Consider the following 16,639-nt stretch of genomic DNA (forward strand, 5'->3'; position numbering starts at 1 on the left):
ATCGAGATTATTCTCCAACAATTCCAAGTTGCATCATTTTATCCGTACCCTGACGGCTGGATAAGCAGCACGCGCAGGCAAACTCACATTACCATCCAGTTTTTTTGCGTAGAATCGCCTACACTTCGAGGCGGTTTGAGGCCGCGACCTTTGCATACCAGTGACCGGAATCTTTGATGGTCCGCTTCTGGCTGCGGAAGTCCGTGTAGATCAGGCCGTAGCGTTCGGTGTAGCCTTCGCCCCATTGGAAGTTATCGAGCAGGGTCCAGGCGTGATAGGCGCGGACCTTGGCTCCGTCGGAGATCGCGCGGGCTAGTTCGGCGAGGACCTGGCGGTACCAGTCGATGCGGCGGGTGTCGGGGACGCGGCCCTGCTCGTTGGGAGAGTCGAGATAGCCGCAGCCGCTCTCGGTGATCTCGATGAAGGGGTGGTCGTACTCCTTCGTGATGCGGGTGACGAGGTCGTAGATGCCGCGCGGCCAGATCTCGATGCCGGACTCCGTGAGCGGGCCTTCGGTGGGCATGCCGGCGCGGAAGCGCGTGTAGGGATCGCGGCCGCCGGGGGAGTTGCTCTCGATCTCGGTGCCGGAGAAAGCTCCACCGGTGGCGAAGACCTCCTTGCTGGCGTCGGAGACGACGCGACGGCCGTAGAAGTGGAAGCCAATCCAGTCGAGTGGGGCGAGGAGGAGCTTCTCATCGCCGGGCTTGAAGCCCATCTGCTGGAGCGGCGGTTCGCCGACGAAGGCGTTGGGGTAGCGGCCTTTCATGGTGGCTTCGAGGAAGAAGACATTGTTCATGTTGTGATAACGGTCGGCGGCGGCGCGGTCTTCTGGCGAGTTGGTCTTTGGGTAGGAAGGGGCCATCTCGTAGGCGCTGCCCACCGTCGCTTTGGGCGATGCTGCTTTGACGGCACGGTTGGCTTCGGCCTGGGCGAGGGCGAGGGTGTGCGCGGCTTTGAGGTAGTCCGTAAAGCTGGTGCGCTGGGGTGGAAACGCACCGGCGGCGTAGGACATAAAGGCGATGGCCCAGGGCATGTTGAAGGGAGCCCAGGTGGTGATGCGATCGCCGAGGTGTTTGCCGAGGATGCCGGCGTAGTCGGCGAAGTAGCCGGCGAGGTCGCGGTTCGGCCAGCCACCTTTGTCTTCGAGGGCCTGGGGAAGGTCCCAGTGGTACATTGTGCACCAGGGGCGGATGCCCGCCGCCAGCAGCGTGTCGACGAAGCGGCTGTAGTGGTCGATGCCCTTCATGTTGGGCGCACCAATGCCGGTCGGCTGGATGCGCGGCCAGGAGATGGAGAAGCGGTGGCTCTTGATGTTGAGGCTCTTGGCGAGAGCGATGTCCTGCGGGTAGAGGTGGTACTGGTCGCAGGAGACATCGCCGGTCGCGGCTCCGCGAACCTTGCCGGGGGTGTGGGTGAAGCGGTCCCATAGGGATTCGCCCTTGCCGTCCTCGTTCCACGCGCCTTCGTTCTGGTAGGAGGCGGTCGCGGTGCCCCAGAGGAAGCTTTCCGGGAAGCGGGCCTGCTTGATGACTGATTCCGCGATCGCACCGGGAACCGGCGCTGCAATCTGCCCGGCTGCGAAGGAAGTGTTTCTAGAAAGAGCGGCACCAGCGGCTGCTGCTAACGAAGTAGTCACGAAGTCGCGACGATTCAAAGTTCACCTCTTCACAGGGAATCGGAGTGCGCTGTTCCAGGGAGCGATTGAACTCTAAATGTACATGTGCTTTCTTGTCATGCAGCTTCTACATCACTGGTGGAGCTTCGATCCCTAGATAGCCCAAAGCCCGCACCATCTCTCGCTTTGCGACCGCAGCCGTCGCCAGTAGAAGGGCCTTCTTCGCCGCGTCGGTCTCGTTCAATACATGATGCCGGTGGTAGAAGTTGTTGAACTGCTGTGCGAGTTGGAATGCGTACTTGGCCAGATATGCGGGTTCGGCAGTCGCGATGCACTGCTCGAGTAGCAGCGTCAGCTTGGAGCATGCGAGCCACGTCTCCCACATCACAGTTCCCTCTTCGGTCGAGAGCACTGAGAGATCGAGATCGGCGATCGCAGCAAGAGCGGCGTCCTCCGTGGTTTCGGACTTGCGCAGGATGTTTGCGGCGCGGACGATGGCGTACTGAATGTATGGGCCGGTCTCGCCTTCGAAGCTCAACGCATCCTTGAAGTCGAAGGCGATAACGGTGTTCCGAGTGAAGCGCAGCATGAAGTAGCGCAGCGCTCCGACGGCGATCTGCGTCGAGATCGACAGACGCTCGGCCTCGGTCAATTCGGGATTGCGTACGTCCACCTGAGCCTTCGCCGCAGCGATCAACTGATCGAGCAGGTCATCGGCCTTCACGCCGAAGCCCTTGCGACCGCTTACCTCGAGGTACGACTTTTTCTGATCTTCCTCGCTGACCGTGTAGCCGAGGTCCATTGCGCAACGCGGCGTCAGCGCCACCATCTCGTAGCTGAAGTGCGTGTAGCGGTCAGCGGCGTCCGTGTACCCCATGCCGCGCAGCGCGGCAATGACGTTGTTCTGTGGGTCGTTCTGACGCGAGTCGATGACGTTGTAGATCGCGTCCGCTTTGCCAAAGGTCGGCGCGCCTTCGTCACTCGCTCCTGCTGTCGAGATCCAGCAGCAGTGGCTTGGATACTCGTGGAAGCGAACGTAGCCGAAATCTTTGCCCGGCAGGAGGCCGAGCTTCCATAGGTGATAGGCGATGTCCTTGCCAACGTAAGTCACCGTGCCGTTCGAGCGAACAATCACCTTCGCATCTTCATCCGGTCCGGTCACTTCTTCATCTGAAGAACCCGCACGCTTCATCACCAGGCAGCCCTTGTTCTTGCCCTCGGTTTCGAGGTAGAGCACGCCCTTGGCGAGCATCAACTCTCGCGCCGCATCCCAGAAGTGCAGCGAGAGGATCTCGCTCTCACGCGGGAGAAAGTCGTACTCGATGCTGAGCCGTTTCATGGTTTCGAGGTGACGCCGCAGGACAGCGGTTGCGATAAGATCGGCGATCTCGGCGGTCTCGTTGTTGCCTTCCTCGAGCGCATGCAGCGTATCCAGGCGGATCTGCTTGCGTGCGGCCACCTGCTCGGCATCGGCGGTGTACCACTGCGAGACGCGCGCGTAGAGGTCCCAGCAATAGAAGTCGATGCGCGTGTTGGACTCCATCAGCTCCGTCAGAAGTTCGCGGACGCTCAGCAGCGTCTTGCCCTCGAGGTGCACGAGTCCTACAACGACATCGGCCACCTGTACGCCGGTGTTGTCGATGTAGTTCTGGACGCCGACTTCATACCCAGTCTTGTAAGCGTCCGGCCGCAGCAAACGTTGAAACGTATCGCCAAGAATTGCATTCCGTAGGTGCCCGATGTGCGCGGCCTTATTCGGGTTGATGCTGGTGTGCTCGACCAACCGGAAGCCCGGCCCACCAACATTCGCGTGAACGTCCGTGGCAATCTTGCGCACAGCAGTAGCGCGATCGAGCTTCACATTCAGATAGCCGGCGCCGGCGATCTCTACACTGGAAATGCCTTCAAGACCAGCCGCGCTCAACTCCGCTGCGAGCTCGGTCGCAATCACGCGGGGAGCCTTGCGCAGGCGCTTCGCCAGCTCGAATGCCACCGGTAGGGCAAGCTCGCCCATGGCGATCTGCGGCGGCTGCTCAACGGCGAGCTGCGCCAGGGTTACGTCGTATTTTTCAAGAAGAATGGCCTGAATCCGGGCCAGAAGCTGCTGCTGAACAATGCGATACATGCGGGCGTCTTCACCTTATAAGTCTTCTATAAGTCTACGTGAAGAGCGGCTACGGCAGCTCGGTCGGCAGCGTCTCGATCTCTTCGATCAGAGGCTTGTGCTCGGGCCTTCTCGCGCGGTGAATCAGGAAGATGATCCCGCCCGCCCCAGTCACCGAGATCAGCAGCCAGGCGTGCACCAGCAGAGCGAACGGCGCCGCCTGAGCGGCCACGGCTCCATGGAGTTCCAGATCGGTCGTTACGGCGAGATCGAGCGTTCCAATTGCTCCCGGAGAGCTCGGGATCAGGTAGGAAAGATTTGCCACCGAGACCGCCGCCCAGGGGCCGATCTTGTCCGACATGAGCCCGATCAATTTGGCCGCCGAGACGAAGATCATGCCCTCGCACGCCCAGATCACGGCGGATTGCGCCAGCAGGAACATCGACCCTGGAATGCCAATCTCTAACAGGCAGTCGATCGCCAGCATGATGAAGTGCTCGAGTTTGGCGATCTTTGCATTGCTCGCATGCTTCGCGAAGAAGCGCTCCAAGGGGCCCTTCAACGTGCGAGCGCCGACAATCAGGACCAGCAACCCGACTGTGGAGATGGCCAGCAGGGTCTTCGCCAGCGCCTTTGAGTGCGGCGAGGCATCGGCGCCCATCGTCACCGTGAATAACAGAACGAGGATGAAGATATCGAGGAGCTTCTCAAGGATGACCGTGCTCAGAATTACCGATGGTGACGCGCCGAGATCGCCCGCGTAGGTGAAGACACGCATGATGTCGCCGATGCGCAGCGGAAGGATGTTGTTTGCCGCCAGGGAGGTCATCAGAACCCGCGCGCAGACTCCGAACTTCGCGCCCGTGCTGCGCATCATCCGCGTCCAGCGGAGGCAGCGCAGCGTGTAGCTGGCAAGCGTGAATGCCAATACGCCCAGCACCCAGACGGGTGCGACCATGCGCACCGCGCGGAGGTCGAAGAAGCTGATCTTGCTGAAGGTGTACCAGAGGAAGCCCGCGCTGATCAGAAGTCCCGGAAGGGTCTTTAGCAGATTGCGGCCCTTGCTCGCGCCATCCTTCGGGACAACGAGATTCGCTTCGCTCATCGGGCGGCCACGCTGGAAGTAGTTTCGAAGATGGTCGCTGAAAGCGGCGTTTGGGAGTGGGAAGGGGCAATCATCGGTACTTCCATTGTACTTTGTCCCGAAATTGCCTTCCTTTAGGCCTTTAGGCAGTGGCGTAGGTTGCCGCCATGACCGCGGCAAAGCTCTCTGAGAGAATCGCAGCCGCTTCATCCACGTCTGATTTGCTAATGTTCATCGGCGGAGCCATGCGCAGGACGTTGTTATAGACGCCGCCCTTGCCGATCAGCAGGCCACGCTCCCGGGCCGCCTCCATTACTTCGACAGCGAGCGCTGTCGCCGGCTCTTTTGTAACCGGATCGGTTACAAGCTCGATCGCCTGCATCAGGCCCATGCCGCGGACTTCGCCGATGCACGGGTATTTTTCCTGAAGTTCCTTCAGCTTCTCCTGCAGATATCCGCCCACGACATCGCAGTTCGTGATGAGGTCGTCTTCTTCGATCAGGTCGATGACTGCCTTAGCTGTCACCATCGCGATTGGATTTCCGCCAAAGGTCGAGATCGTCGGGCCTTCGTAGGCGTTTGCAATCTCTGGCGTCGCGGCGGTCAGGCCGATGGGATACCCGTTGCCGAGACTCTTGGCTCCGGTGATGATGTCCGGCTCAACCTCCCAGTGCTCGATGCCGAACCACTTCTTCCCTGTCCGCCCCCAGCCGGTCTGCACCTCGTCCGAGATGAAGTCGCCGCCGTACTCCTTGACGATCTTGAAGGCGATCTTGAAGAACTCTTTCGGCGGAACAATGTAGCCACCGACGCCTTGGATAGGCTCGGCGAGCATTCCAGCGATCGCTCCGGAGGTCGACGACTGGATGACATTCTCGATGTCCTTTGCGCACGCGATCTCGCACGAAGGGTACTTGAGGCCGATCGGGCAGCGATAGCAATAGGGACTCATCGTGTGCACGATGCCGACTTCATAGTTGGCCTTGCGCCATGCGCTGATTCCGCCCATGGAGCGGGTCAGCGATGACCGGCCGCTGTAGGAGTGGCGCAGCACAACGATCTCCGTGTTCCCTGTGTGCATCCTCGCTGACTGGATCGCAGTCTCGTTCGCTTCGGTGCCGCTGGCTGTGAAGAAACTCTTACTGATCCGGCCGGGCGTGATCTGCGCGATCTTCTCCGCCAGTTCCACCATCGTCTGGTGTGGATAGAGCGTCGAGGTATGGCCGAGCTTGTCCATCTGCGCCTTCACCGGCGCGGTGATGCGCGGATTCGCATGGCCGACACCGACGGTGACGATGCCGCCGAAGAAGTCGAGGTACTTTCTGCCTTCGACGTCCCAGACGTGCTGCATCTCACCGCGCTCGATCGGCAACGGGTCGGCGTAGTAGTTCGACGTCGCAGGATAGACGAACTCCTGTTTCTTCCGGATGATCTCTTTGCGGTCCATGAGATGACTCCCTTTCACCTGAAAGATACATCACAATGCCGCACCGGCCAGAGCGAACTAAGGCTTCTGCGACTTCGTGGCGGGCAGGGTGATGTCCTCTACAGACGTCGCCGCCTGGGTAGCGCCGGCAACCTTAAGGATCACGGGTTCCTGATCCTTCGCCTCAAACTGACTATAAAAGGCCTTCACATCGGGATAGGTATTAGCCATGTACATGATCTCTCCGACCAGGAGATTCCGCCGAATGGTAACGCCGGACCCGTCTGCGGTGGCCTTGATGTCGTAAGCTGCGCTCTTCGCCAGTTTTACTTCTTTGTCGGCTGGCACTGACTCCACCTGGAATCCCGGGGGAAGGTTGATCCGGATCGCATCCCGAGCGTTGTAAGCATAGGGAAAGAACACGGCCATCTCGCGCTTTTCGTGGGTGAAGGTCGGCTTAGAGTTGCACTCGAACAGATCACCGGTGACCAGCAGCCGTTTCCCCGTAGAGGAACCAATGGGTCCCTTGATCGAAAGCGACACCGCCAGCGGTTCCTCGTACTGTTCCAGCTTGTCGATGGAGAGCACCTTCACATCCATCCCGCCTGGCAACATACGTTCCACTTGCTCCTTCATCTCACGTTCGACCGTCTCATTATCGTCGGTCAGCGCCTTCTCACGCCACTTCAACGCAGGCGCGCCGGTGAACTTCAGGTCTACTTTGCCGGTCGCTACGCCGGTCTCGTCCATCTTCAGATTTGCCACGCGGATAACCCCGGAAGCCTGATAGCTCTCGCTTGGCGTTCCCGCCAGCGCCGATCCCCCCTCAGTCTGCCGCATTCCAGCACTATCCGTGTGCTTCCAGGCCAGGTGGCCAAACGGGCAGTAGCGTGAACCCGGGTCGAAGGCCCTCTCCTTGCCATCGATTTCTACGATGGCAATGTCGTCGTCGAGTTGGTAGAGGCTCAGATAATTCTTCAGAAACAGGGTGCGATCCCGGTTTGTGACCAGCATCAAATAAGCTTTCAACCCAGCGGCGCGAGCCATGGCCACAAAAAGTTCCGCAAGCTGGTCGCTCGACCCTCGTCTGTGATCCCAGATGTCGTCCGTCGTATGCACGGAGGAGAGCCCTTCCGCCTTCTCTTCGGTCCGCGACCGCTCACGCGTGTAGTCCGTATTCTCCAGGCCTTCGACTGCGGCATAGATCTTCTTCAACTTCTGTTCCTGAGTATCCGAGGGACTAATCAGCCCCTGCACGGCAGCCTTCACTCCCTTGTCCGGCCCGATGAACTTGTCCCGAACATGCGACCAGTGCTTCCCCTCCCCCTTCCAGAACTCCTCCGGCGTCCGATACGGAGAGAAGTAGAACATCACCCTGTACCCGAGACTGGATATCGGTGGCATGTACTCATCCTCAAGCGAAGGAGTAATGTCGTGGACTACAAGGTCGATCTGGGTGGATCCATCATGCGTTAGATTCGAACCCGGCAGTTGGGTGTTTTTCACCTCCGCACCCGCCGGCAGAATCGGGGTCCAGGCAACCGTGCTCGCTAGCTGTCCGCGCTCGTCATTCGTCGTCAGCAGGCGATCGGTTGGGAACCAGGAGAAGTGTCCGCGCCGCAGGTAGAGATCATTTTGGATAATCCAGTAGGGGGCCTGGTACATGTTGTCTTCCCAGCGGATCTTGTACCGGTACTCGATGATGCTTCCTACCGTCACGTCAGGCAGCGTAAAAACCTTGGACTTCTGCTTGAACCCCTGCGCCTTGACCACCATTCGCTCGTAGGGCTTGCCGGTGAACGGGATCACCGAGCCATCGGGATGGATTGTCCGGCCAGCGATGTCGGTAACCGAGTAGCCCATGTCACCGCCGGCTACGTACTTGATCTCGACGTTGGCGTGCTCCTTACCGCCTTCGGTCAAGACCTTCAGCCGCACGTACTCGCTGTACATATGCAGGTGGTCCACCGTGCTCTCCTCGCGGAAGAGGTAGACGGCTGGCGCTCCGGGAGCGCCGGCCTGCGAGGTCATGGACAGCTCCTCCTGCGTCGGCGTCGTCCACTGGTCGGCGTGTGCCGGAAGGCTCGACAAGGCAAACAGGATTACGGATGCGAACAACGTTCGACGATGTGCGAGTGGGACGGAGGAGATCATGCCTGCTCACTTTCGGGTTTTACTGCCGCTAATGAAATCGTTCGTGGCCGGGAGACGCACGGCACCCCAGCCAGCTATTTCTTCTTCAATACTGCGCTGCTTTGTTCGTCGTTCGAGATCACACTCGCCAGCTTCTGAAGTTCGCCATAACGCTCCGCCGGCAGGGTTAACTCCCGCACGGTATAAGTCCGCGTGTAGCGGAGCGTATTGCCGTCCATCTTCGAGGAACTGGTGTAGGACGCAAATCCCATGTCGACCGACACCGGATCGGGAATCTCATCGACCACATATCCTGCCGGGAGGTCGATCGAGTAATCGTCCTGTACCTGCATCGTCTGCCTGAGGTCGATCGGAACGGTCCGCGGCTCGTGGTTCAAGTCGAAATCCTGTCGCCCAAAGACGCGAGGCCGAACCATCAGTAGAGGCCCCATGGTCTTGCCAAAGCGCGCCGCCTCGAGGGTGTAAGTGGTCGTCAGCTCCTTGTTGAGCGATTCGACGTTCTCGACCTTCACGTCGGCGACCTTGAAGCTGGTGAAGTCCTGCTGCAGTGAGTGGTCCAGAAACTCCTGCTGCTCCTTGGCGTTGCCCGACGTGTAGAGATCTCGCCGCATCTCGGATACGTCTCCAAAGCGCTTCTCGGTGATGTTTCCCTTCAGCGAACCGTCATCCTGCAGCTGAAAACTTGCCGATCGATGAATCGTGTTGAGCATGGGACTCAGGACAGGAAACTGGATCACCTGGCTGTCTGCGCCCTCGGTCAACACGCCGTAGCCGCCTTGCAGATTGTGCTCCAACTGCCCGAAGGCGGTCTTCTCCCAGGTTGGATCGAAGATGAGGTAGCGTCGCCCCGTCTTCGCTGTGACGACGCTCTTCAGCTTGGGCGATTCATATCCCTTCGGAATCTCGATCGCCGCAATCATGTGATTGCCAAACATCGAAGGTGCATCGGGGTCGATTGCGTTGCGGTTCGTATCGACCAGGACTAGCGTCGCGTGAATGCCGACGGTCGAGAGCATCGCCGAAAGCAGGGTCGCCTTGTCCTTGCAGTCGCCATAACGATTCTTGAAGATGTCCGCCGCCGGATGCGGCTGCCAACCGCCGATCCCCATCTCGATGACGAAGTAGCGGATCTGCTTCTGGACAAACTCCGACACGGCTTCAGATTTGTCATAAAAATCGGTCTTGCCTGCCGTCAACTCGGACGCCTTCGCTGCGATCTCCGGAGATGCGACCAGCCTGTCCTTCGATATCTGCTGATACCACTCGCCGATGCTCTGCCATGTGCTTCCGGTGACCAACGGCATTCCGGGGCCGGAATAATGAATCACCAGCCTGCCCTCCAGAGCTCGCCCGCTTGGATGCATCGGAACATGGGCCAGATCAATGCCGGCCACGTCCTTCATCTCCCAGCGGTAATGCTGATGCTCGAGATCGATCGGGGCAACAGGCTTGGCGTGTGCCCACACCGCTCCATAGGTGTAGTTGGGGGGCAGCTCAAGGTTGAAGCTCTCGGCGACGGTCGGAATATTCTCTTGAAAGTGCCAGTCGACTTCGCTGACATAGCCCGGCAGCCGCTGTTCGCTCTGATAGGCGACCACGCCGCCCGGGTCGCGGCCTGGCGCCAGCGCCATCTTGTAGCGGGCATCGTCGTACAAGCCCCCCGCACCGTCGTATCCGCGCTCAAGGACCTCGTTGTCCTTCATGGCGTACTCGTGGCCGTCGGGGCCGATGCTCCAGATATGCAGCGCGAGAATCTTACTCTCTTTGTCGAACTGAACGAAGACATCAGCCTCGTCCCGGCCGGCCTGTCGCAGGATCTTCACCGCCCGGCGATGGCGTCTGACCGCGTGACCGTCTGGCCCGACGGTCAGGGTAGTTTCATCGAGGAGGACGACCGCGTTCGTCGTTGCAGGATAGGTCGGAAGAGATTGCCGTGCAGCCGCACGCACCCAGTCCGGGACACTGTCCTTCCCGGCCAGTGCAGAACGCTGAGTAACAACTCCAAGCAGAAAAAGAATCGAAAATTGAAAGGCAAAGCGAAACAATATAGCTTGCGTCATGAGAGACCCTATTGGACGCGACGGTAGATACGAATCAAAACGACACGAGAGAGGCAAAGCCTTCTCTAAGAATGATGGCGACTGTAGGAGTTTTATACTTGGCCGAACTAACAAGTGCAAGAAGAAGATAGGACTTCAAAGATCGTCCGAGAGTTGATTTTGGGAACAACCCGGCCTGCGAGACGCAGGAGACAGATGGCGGCAGTCTATCGACGATCGACCGCGTTGAGCTACGCTGCCATCAGCAGCCGCTCCTTGGCTTTCTGACGGAGCATGGTTCGCACGACGACCGCCATCATCCCGGAGACCCCAGTGACCGCCAGGATCAGCAGCCATGGAAACTCGGAGAAGACCCATCCGGCGGCCATCCAGGGGGAGCGCGATCCGGCGTAGTAGACGTCGTCCCCGATTCTGTACGAGACGAACCTTGTTCCAGTCAAAATACTTACAGACCCAGCCAGATCCGATGCCTTCGCTTTGCCGGGATATGCGGCCAGAAATGCGGCCATAGACTCACTGTCGCGGACCGAGACGACCACTACCGACCGTCCGGAATGGGCAGGCCATTCCGCTTCTTCAATCACCGCCGGCGGTAAGCCATCGGAAGTATCGATCTTGCTCAAATCACCAGTTTCCCAGTCTCTTAGCTTCCACCACGCATGCCGAACCGGAGCGAAGAATCCCTGAGGATCGCGGGGATGCGGACCGTCGCTATCGAGGGCTACCGGCAAACTTGGATTCAACGTACGCAACGCGGGCTGGTCTGCCCCGATATCCAGCACGATGTAGTTCTTCGTTCCATCGCTCTTGAGTTCGTCAGGGCCGCTCACGGTTACATTAAGAAGCGGGTGGGCCTCCTGGGCACCAAGCTGCGCCACAATCGTTATGTAGAGCTTCATCACTTCGGGCGTGATCGCGGGGGGCAACACTACAGTCGTCTCCGACAGGTCCGCCCTTGGAATAAACGGGAATCCGGTGCTTGCAAATAGATGCAGATCAGGTAGCGCCATCCACTGAGGGCTTTCCTGGTTCTGGTAACAGCAATCGCGAGTATCGGAAGGATCGAGGTGGCCAAAATTGACGAGGTCGCCCGTAAGCGCCTTCCCGTGCAAGGCAAGCCCCCTGGCAGCGTCGACCGCCTCCGACCCAGTGCTCCCGGAGACTACCAGCAGCTTCGCCAAAGGACTCTCAGGATTCGTCCGCATGGACACCGTTGGTCCGCTGCCTCCGTCGAGATGGAGGGACTGGGGTATGTCGCTCTCGTTCTCCACGATCAGGACCGCGTTGTTGTGCGGAATCGCGCCAAACGTCACCGGATATCGCACCGGATGCTCGCCAGCCTGAACCGCAAACCACGACGCTACGATCCCAGCTGCCCTGAACGCGTCGGGCGATGGCTCACTGAGAAACGCGATGGAGATCTCCTGCCCTGACGTGGCTGCGTTGCTCAGAAAGGGTCCAGGCAATTGACCGAGATTGTCTGAAGCAGCGACCACTGGCACTTCATTCTGGAGCGGCAACACCCTGGTTCCCACGAATTCAGTAACCGCACCGGAAGGTTTCCGGCGTTCGGTCGCTGCGTGCTCCGTTGCCAGCTTTACCTGGCTGACGGGTTTCAATTCAGCGCGTCTCAGTTGCGACGATCTGAACTGCGCCGCCGCTGCGGTAAGTCCGACGAAGACCGCAAGCAGCAACCCCGCCTGCAAGGCGCCGGCCGCGAACTTCGTATTGTCCGGCGGCTGGACCACGGACCACGCGGCCTCGAACGTCTGGCCAACTCCCCGAAGCGCCAGCCCGAGAATTCGTGCCATGCTCTTGAAAGGCCGACTGGCCTCGCGTGAATCCCCCCATCCCAGCCACGTGTCGGCGCGGGAGTAGAGCACCATCGTGAGTGTCTCCTCCTCCTGGATCGTCAAGGAATCGAACTGCGCCCGCATTACACCCTGCGAGATTTCGATCACGGTCGCCGGCAAGGAGGCTTCGCCATCTAGCACCGGAAAGATCAACTGCACCGCCTCACCATGCCGAGGCTGCAGCACATCGTCGATCCTGAGCGAAACACCGCTGTTCGATATGTCGGCTGTGAGCCCTTCTTCGAGCGTGCCATCCGCAAACATCACGTCGACCGGAATCGCCATTCTCAGACGTACCGTGGAGCGCCGCTGATGACTCTCCCATGCAACAGACGCACACACCCCAAGGATCGCCAGGTTGAAGAACGCCCAAACCATATTTGTGACGACGGCACCCGGATTGTTCCCATGATGCAACCAGAGCAACGGCCGCCAGGGAATGCGGACCATGCGCGCAGCACCGAAGACCAGTCCCGTCAGTTGGAACGCCATCAGCAATAAGAATGGGATCGCAGTCCTTCCATCGAAGTAACCCCGCTCACGCTGGCTGCCCTTGCGCGTGACATCGAAGCTCCCAGATCTGGGCCGCAGCATCGCAAATAGCGTGGGAATCAGAATGTAAGGCGCGAGAATCGTCTCGTAGATCTCGTTCCAGAAGGGGTGACGGTGCTGGCCCTGGATGCGAGAGTTCACCACGCTCGACAGGAAGAGATGAGGAAGAGCAAACGCCAGGATCGCCGGCCAGGAGCCAGGCAGAATCACGTGACCGAAGATCAGAAACGCCAAAGGCGCGACCAGGAAGATCAACCGCGGCAGAGCATAAAGGAAGTGGAACATGGAGCTGAAGTAGCACAGCCTCTGGGCGAGCGTGAGCCCTCTTGCGAACAGAGGATTATCGATCCGCAGAATCTGGGCCATACCGCGGGCCCAACGAATCCTCTGCTTCACATGTCCATCCAGGCTCTCCGTCGCGAGCCCGGCTGCCTGCGGAATATTGATGTAGGCGGTGTTCCATCCATCCATCTGCATGCGCAGTGAAGTGTGAACGTCTTCGGTTAATGTCTCCGGCGCGAACCCGCCGACCTCGTCCAGCGCTGAGCGCCTGAGCACAGCGCAGGAGCCGCAGAACAGAGTCGCATTCCAGAAGTCGTTTCCGTCCTGCACTATTCCGTAGAACAGCTCTCCCTCGTTCGGAATCCTGCGGAACTGCTCGAGGTTGCGATCGAAGGGATCAGGCGAGTAAAGATGCTGTGGTGTCTGCAGCATTCCGAGCCGCTCGTCACGGAGAAACCATCCCAGCGTGATCTGCAGAAAGCTGCGGGTCGGCACATGATCGCAATCGAATACCGCGACGAACGGCGCTGAGAGCTGTCGCAGAGCAGAGTTGAGATTGCCTGCTTTGGCGTGCTCATTGCCCTCGCGCGTGAGATAGCCGATGCCGGCGTCCTCGGCGAACTTGCGGAACTCTTCGCGATTGCCATCGTCCAGGATGTATACATTCAGCTTGTCGGCTGGCCAGTCGATATTCACCGCAGCCAGCGCCGTATAGCGAACGATGCTGAGCGGCTCATTGAAGGTCGGGATCAGTAGATCGACTGTCGGCCAGTCGCGAGGATCATCTGGCAGCGGGACCGGCGCCCGGCGCAGAGGCCACAGCGTTTGCATGTATCCAAGCAGCAACGTCACCGCTGCGTAGCCCTCGGCAAGAATAAGAGTTGCAACAAACGCTGCCTGTAGCCATTCGTTCTTGGTCCCATGCGCGAGGAGGTACTTGGCCGTCGTTCCGACGCGCCAGTAACCGTAGCGGAAGGTCGAATAGATGGAGATGAAGATAAGGGTGAGGGTCACCAGGTAGGACGTGGAAGTCCGGTCCATCCATAACGCAAGCAAAACGGTAACGACACCCAGAACGGCTTGCTGCCGCCAGTCCAGAGCGAATCCTCCCGCGAAGAGCAGGAAGCAGACCCCTGAGAGAAGAACTATGAACCTGAGAGATCGAACGAACGGGCCCGACGTGGATTCATCTTCCGCGCGGACATCCCCCAGGGTCATTGTTCACTCCAGCGCTGGTTTCGGAAGCCCACAGCAACCGGTGCAGAGACGGTGCGGAGCCAGTTTGCGACTCGCATATAGTCTTCGGCGATGGGTGAACCAGGCTCGTAGTCCACGACAGTCATCCCCTCGGCCAATGCTTCGCCCACAGCCGAAGACCGTCGGATCACAAATGGCAGGAGACGGTCGCCAAGTTGCTGCTTCAACACCTCCCGGATGTCGAGATGCAGGGGCAGCGAAGTGTCGAACTGATTCAAGAGATAGACAGGCTGCAGAGGGCGGCCGTCGGAGTCAAGCATCGAACTGAAGAGCTTCTCCACCGCATCGATACTGATCACGGAGTTCATATCGGGCATGAGCGGGACTAGAATCGTGGGTTTGAACTGGCTCAGGCGGGCAGCCATGCGTGAGCAGTTGACGCTCAGATCCAATAGAACGCGATTGGCGCGCTGACTGTTCTCCAGCAGATCTTCGAGGATTCCCGCCTGTTCTTCCGGCTCCTCGTTCTCCCTCACCATGTCGTAGCTGACCAGGTGGATCGGAGCGTCGCTACTGCCGGCCGGAGGCGAGAATGTGCGCACCACTCCCGAGACCAGTTGGCTCGCTCCGAAGTAGAACGGGAGCAGCCCATGCGAGGTGGTGTCGCTCAAGAGAACCTTTTCCCCGACGAACGACAACGCACGCCCGATGGTCGCTACGAGGCTCGTCTTCCCCGTCCCGCCGGCGACCGAATATACAGCGACGATTGCGGCATGACGGCTTTCGGACTTCCCTGCCAGGCGCTCCGTGGACCGGTCCGCATCATGGCGCGCAAAGACTCCACGCAGGGCGAACCACCGTGCCGCGATGCGCTCCTTCGAGTGCTCGAGAGGCTCGGCGGAGTCGGAAATTGCGGCTGCGCGATGCTTTGCCGACGATTGATGTTTTGGGTAAAGCCATGCGGGCCCGGGAACATCAGCGTTCCAGCCAGGGGACCCGGCGGCGCGCTTTGCCCGCGAGTCCACATTGGCAGTCCTAACTGGCTCGACCGCCGTAACAGAATTGACCGGTGAGGCAGAGGTCTCCGTATCGTGGTCGACCGGAGCCGCCTCGAAGAGCTCGCTCATGGCATGAGCTGCCACCTCATACGGTGCAACGAGCGCCGCTGCCGTCTTCGGTTGGGGCGTCTCTACAGCCGCGACAGGCTCCGCCGACTGTTGAGATATCTGCGGAATGTGGCGCACCACCTCAGCGCGAGAGTCTCCCTCCACCGGGGACTTCGCCGCCTGGGTGCGCTCCGTTGGGTGGGTCGGGGTCGAATTGGCTGAAGCGGCCTCGTTGGAAGTCAGCTTCGTGACCGGTGCCTTCGGTGTAAGCGGAAATGCCGGCGGCTTCAGGTTCAGTGGGAGATCGGGTCCTGTTCCCCAGGAGGTGTCTCTGAGGTCGCCATCAAACTCGACGACGGGGTGACTCTCCTGTGTCCCACGGCCAGAGAATCCCTCATCCTCTTCAGACCATCGTGGCGAATAGGGATCTTCAATTCTTCCCGGTATCGTTAGGCCGGAATCAGCGTCGGCCAGACTGCGACTCCTTACCCCTGACTCTGCGTAACGGGCAGCCTGGCGGAGCGCCGAAGCCTGTGCGTCAGCGATCTCTTCCTGCTCGCGGCCGGCCATCGACTGCGCCAGAGCGGCAGCCTCGGCTCGTCTCGCTGCCTCTTCGCGTTCTGCCGCTGCCTTCCTTGCCTGGTGAGCCGCGGCGCGCAACGAGGCATGCTTAACCTGCTCATCCTGGTCCACCGGGTGTTCGCGGTTGCCGAGGGAATCTTTCCAGGCATGTCCACCAAGTTCATGTGACTGGGATGCTCGCTTCGCCATCAGCTTGGCCGCTGCCGCGTCCGCCTCAGCATGTGCCGCCGCGGCTTCGGTCTCAGACTGCTTCGCTGCCGTCTCTGCCTCGGACTGAGCGCGCAGTTCGGCCAGCCTCAGCTGTTCCGCTGCGCGTTGGCGCATCTGCGCCCGATGCTCTCGCCGGTTGGCGGAGAAGTCGCGGTACTTCGCCCCTTGCAGATTCGCCCACGAGTACAGGATGGCGACGTCTTCAGGGACCTCAGAGGCATAGTCTTCAGCTAGGTCTTCGAAGTCTTCGAGCGGATGCATCTCCATCTTGCCCGTTCCACCAGTCTTGTGAAAATCTTTTGCGTCCGCTTCGGCAGCCATCGACATGCTGCAAGGATGCGTTGCCGTTATGTCAGGCTAACGGTGGGATCAGGTCAAGTCAATGCACTGTCCCTGCGACTAACGTGTAATGAA

General features: G+C 59.7%; 8 protein-coding genes. All 8 read right to left on the reverse strand.

Features of this window, described 5'->3' with window-relative positions; genetic code table 11:
- Positions 1–118: 118 nt before the first annotated feature.
- Positions 119–1,654, reverse strand: a complete 1,536-nt coding sequence (locus HDF16_RS22260) for a glycoside hydrolase family 1 protein (protein ID WP_184221757.1) — start codon at positions 1,652–1,654, stop codon at positions 119–121.
- Between the two features lie 88 nt (positions 1,655–1,742).
- Entirely contained in the window at positions 1,743–3,740 is a 1,998-nt protein-coding gene (locus tag HDF16_RS22265) for an arginine--tRNA ligase (protein ID WP_184221759.1), read from the reverse strand.
- 49 nt (positions 3,741–3,789) lie between these two features.
- Positions 3,790–4,824, reverse strand: a complete 1,035-nt coding sequence (locus tag HDF16_RS22270) for a lysylphosphatidylglycerol synthase transmembrane domain-containing protein (protein ID WP_184221761.1) — start codon at positions 4,822–4,824, stop codon at positions 3,790–3,792.
- 121 nt (positions 4,825–4,945) lie between these two features.
- Positions 4,946–6,250: an aspartate aminotransferase family protein gene (locus HDF16_RS22275; protein WP_184221763.1), complete on the reverse strand. Its 1,305-nt coding sequence runs from the start codon at positions 6,248–6,250 to the stop codon at positions 4,946–4,948.
- Positions 6,251–6,307: 57 nt separating this feature from the next.
- Positions 6,308–8,260, reverse strand: a complete 1,953-nt coding sequence (locus HDF16_RS22280; RefSeq protein WP_246409666.1) for a DUF3857 domain-containing protein — start codon at positions 8,258–8,260, stop codon at positions 6,308–6,310.
- A gap of 197 nt (positions 8,261–8,457) precedes the next feature.
- Positions 8,458–10,443, reverse strand: a complete 1,986-nt coding sequence (locus tag HDF16_RS22285) for a DUF3857 domain-containing transglutaminase family protein (protein ID WP_184221767.1) — start codon at positions 10,441–10,443, stop codon at positions 8,458–8,460.
- Positions 10,444–10,673: 230 nt separating this feature from the next.
- Positions 10,674–14,348: a UDP-forming cellulose synthase catalytic subunit gene (bcsA, locus tag HDF16_RS22290; protein ID WP_184221769.1), complete on the reverse strand. Its 3,675-nt coding sequence runs from the start codon at positions 14,346–14,348 to the stop codon at positions 10,674–10,676.
- A complete protein-coding gene (locus tag HDF16_RS22295; protein WP_221313012.1) occupies positions 14,345–16,546 on the reverse strand; it encodes a cellulose synthase operon protein YhjQ/BcsQ in 2,202 nt (733 codons plus the stop codon). The genes bcsA and HDF16_RS22295 overlap by 4 nt, the downstream gene beginning before the upstream one ends.
- Positions 16,547–16,639 lie beyond the last annotated feature (93 nt).

It is taken from the genome of Granulicella aggregans, from assembly GCF_014203275.1.
Lineage (GTDB): Bacteria > Acidobacteriota > Terriglobia > Terriglobales > Acidobacteriaceae > Edaphobacter.

Coding starts and splice junctions, on each gene's coding strand:
- HDF16_RS22265 (WP_184221759.1), bottom strand. CDS start 3,740: ATGTATCGCATTGTTCAGCAGCAGCTTCTGGCCCGGATTCAGGCCATT.
- HDF16_RS22270 (WP_184221761.1), bottom strand. CDS start 4,824: ATGAGCGAAGCGAATCTCGTTGTCCCGAAGGATGGCGCGAGCAAGGGC.
- HDF16_RS22275 (WP_184221763.1), bottom strand. CDS start 6,250: ATGGACCGCAAAGAGATCATCCGGAAGAAACAGGAGTTCGTCTATCCT.
- HDF16_RS22280 (WP_246409666.1), bottom strand. CDS start 8,260: ATGACCTCGCAGGCCGGCGCTCCCGGAGCGCCAGCCGTCTACCTCTTC.
- HDF16_RS22285 (WP_184221767.1), bottom strand. CDS start 10,443: ATGACGCAAGCTATATTGTTTCGCTTTGCCTTTCAATTTTCGATTCTT.
- bcsA (WP_184221769.1), bottom strand. CDS start 14,348: ATGACCCTGGGGGATGTCCGCGCGGAAGATGAATCCACGTCGGGCCCG.
- HDF16_RS22295 (WP_221313012.1), bottom strand. CDS start 16,546: ATGGCTGCCGAAGCGGACGCAAAAGATTTTCACAAGACTGGTGGAACG.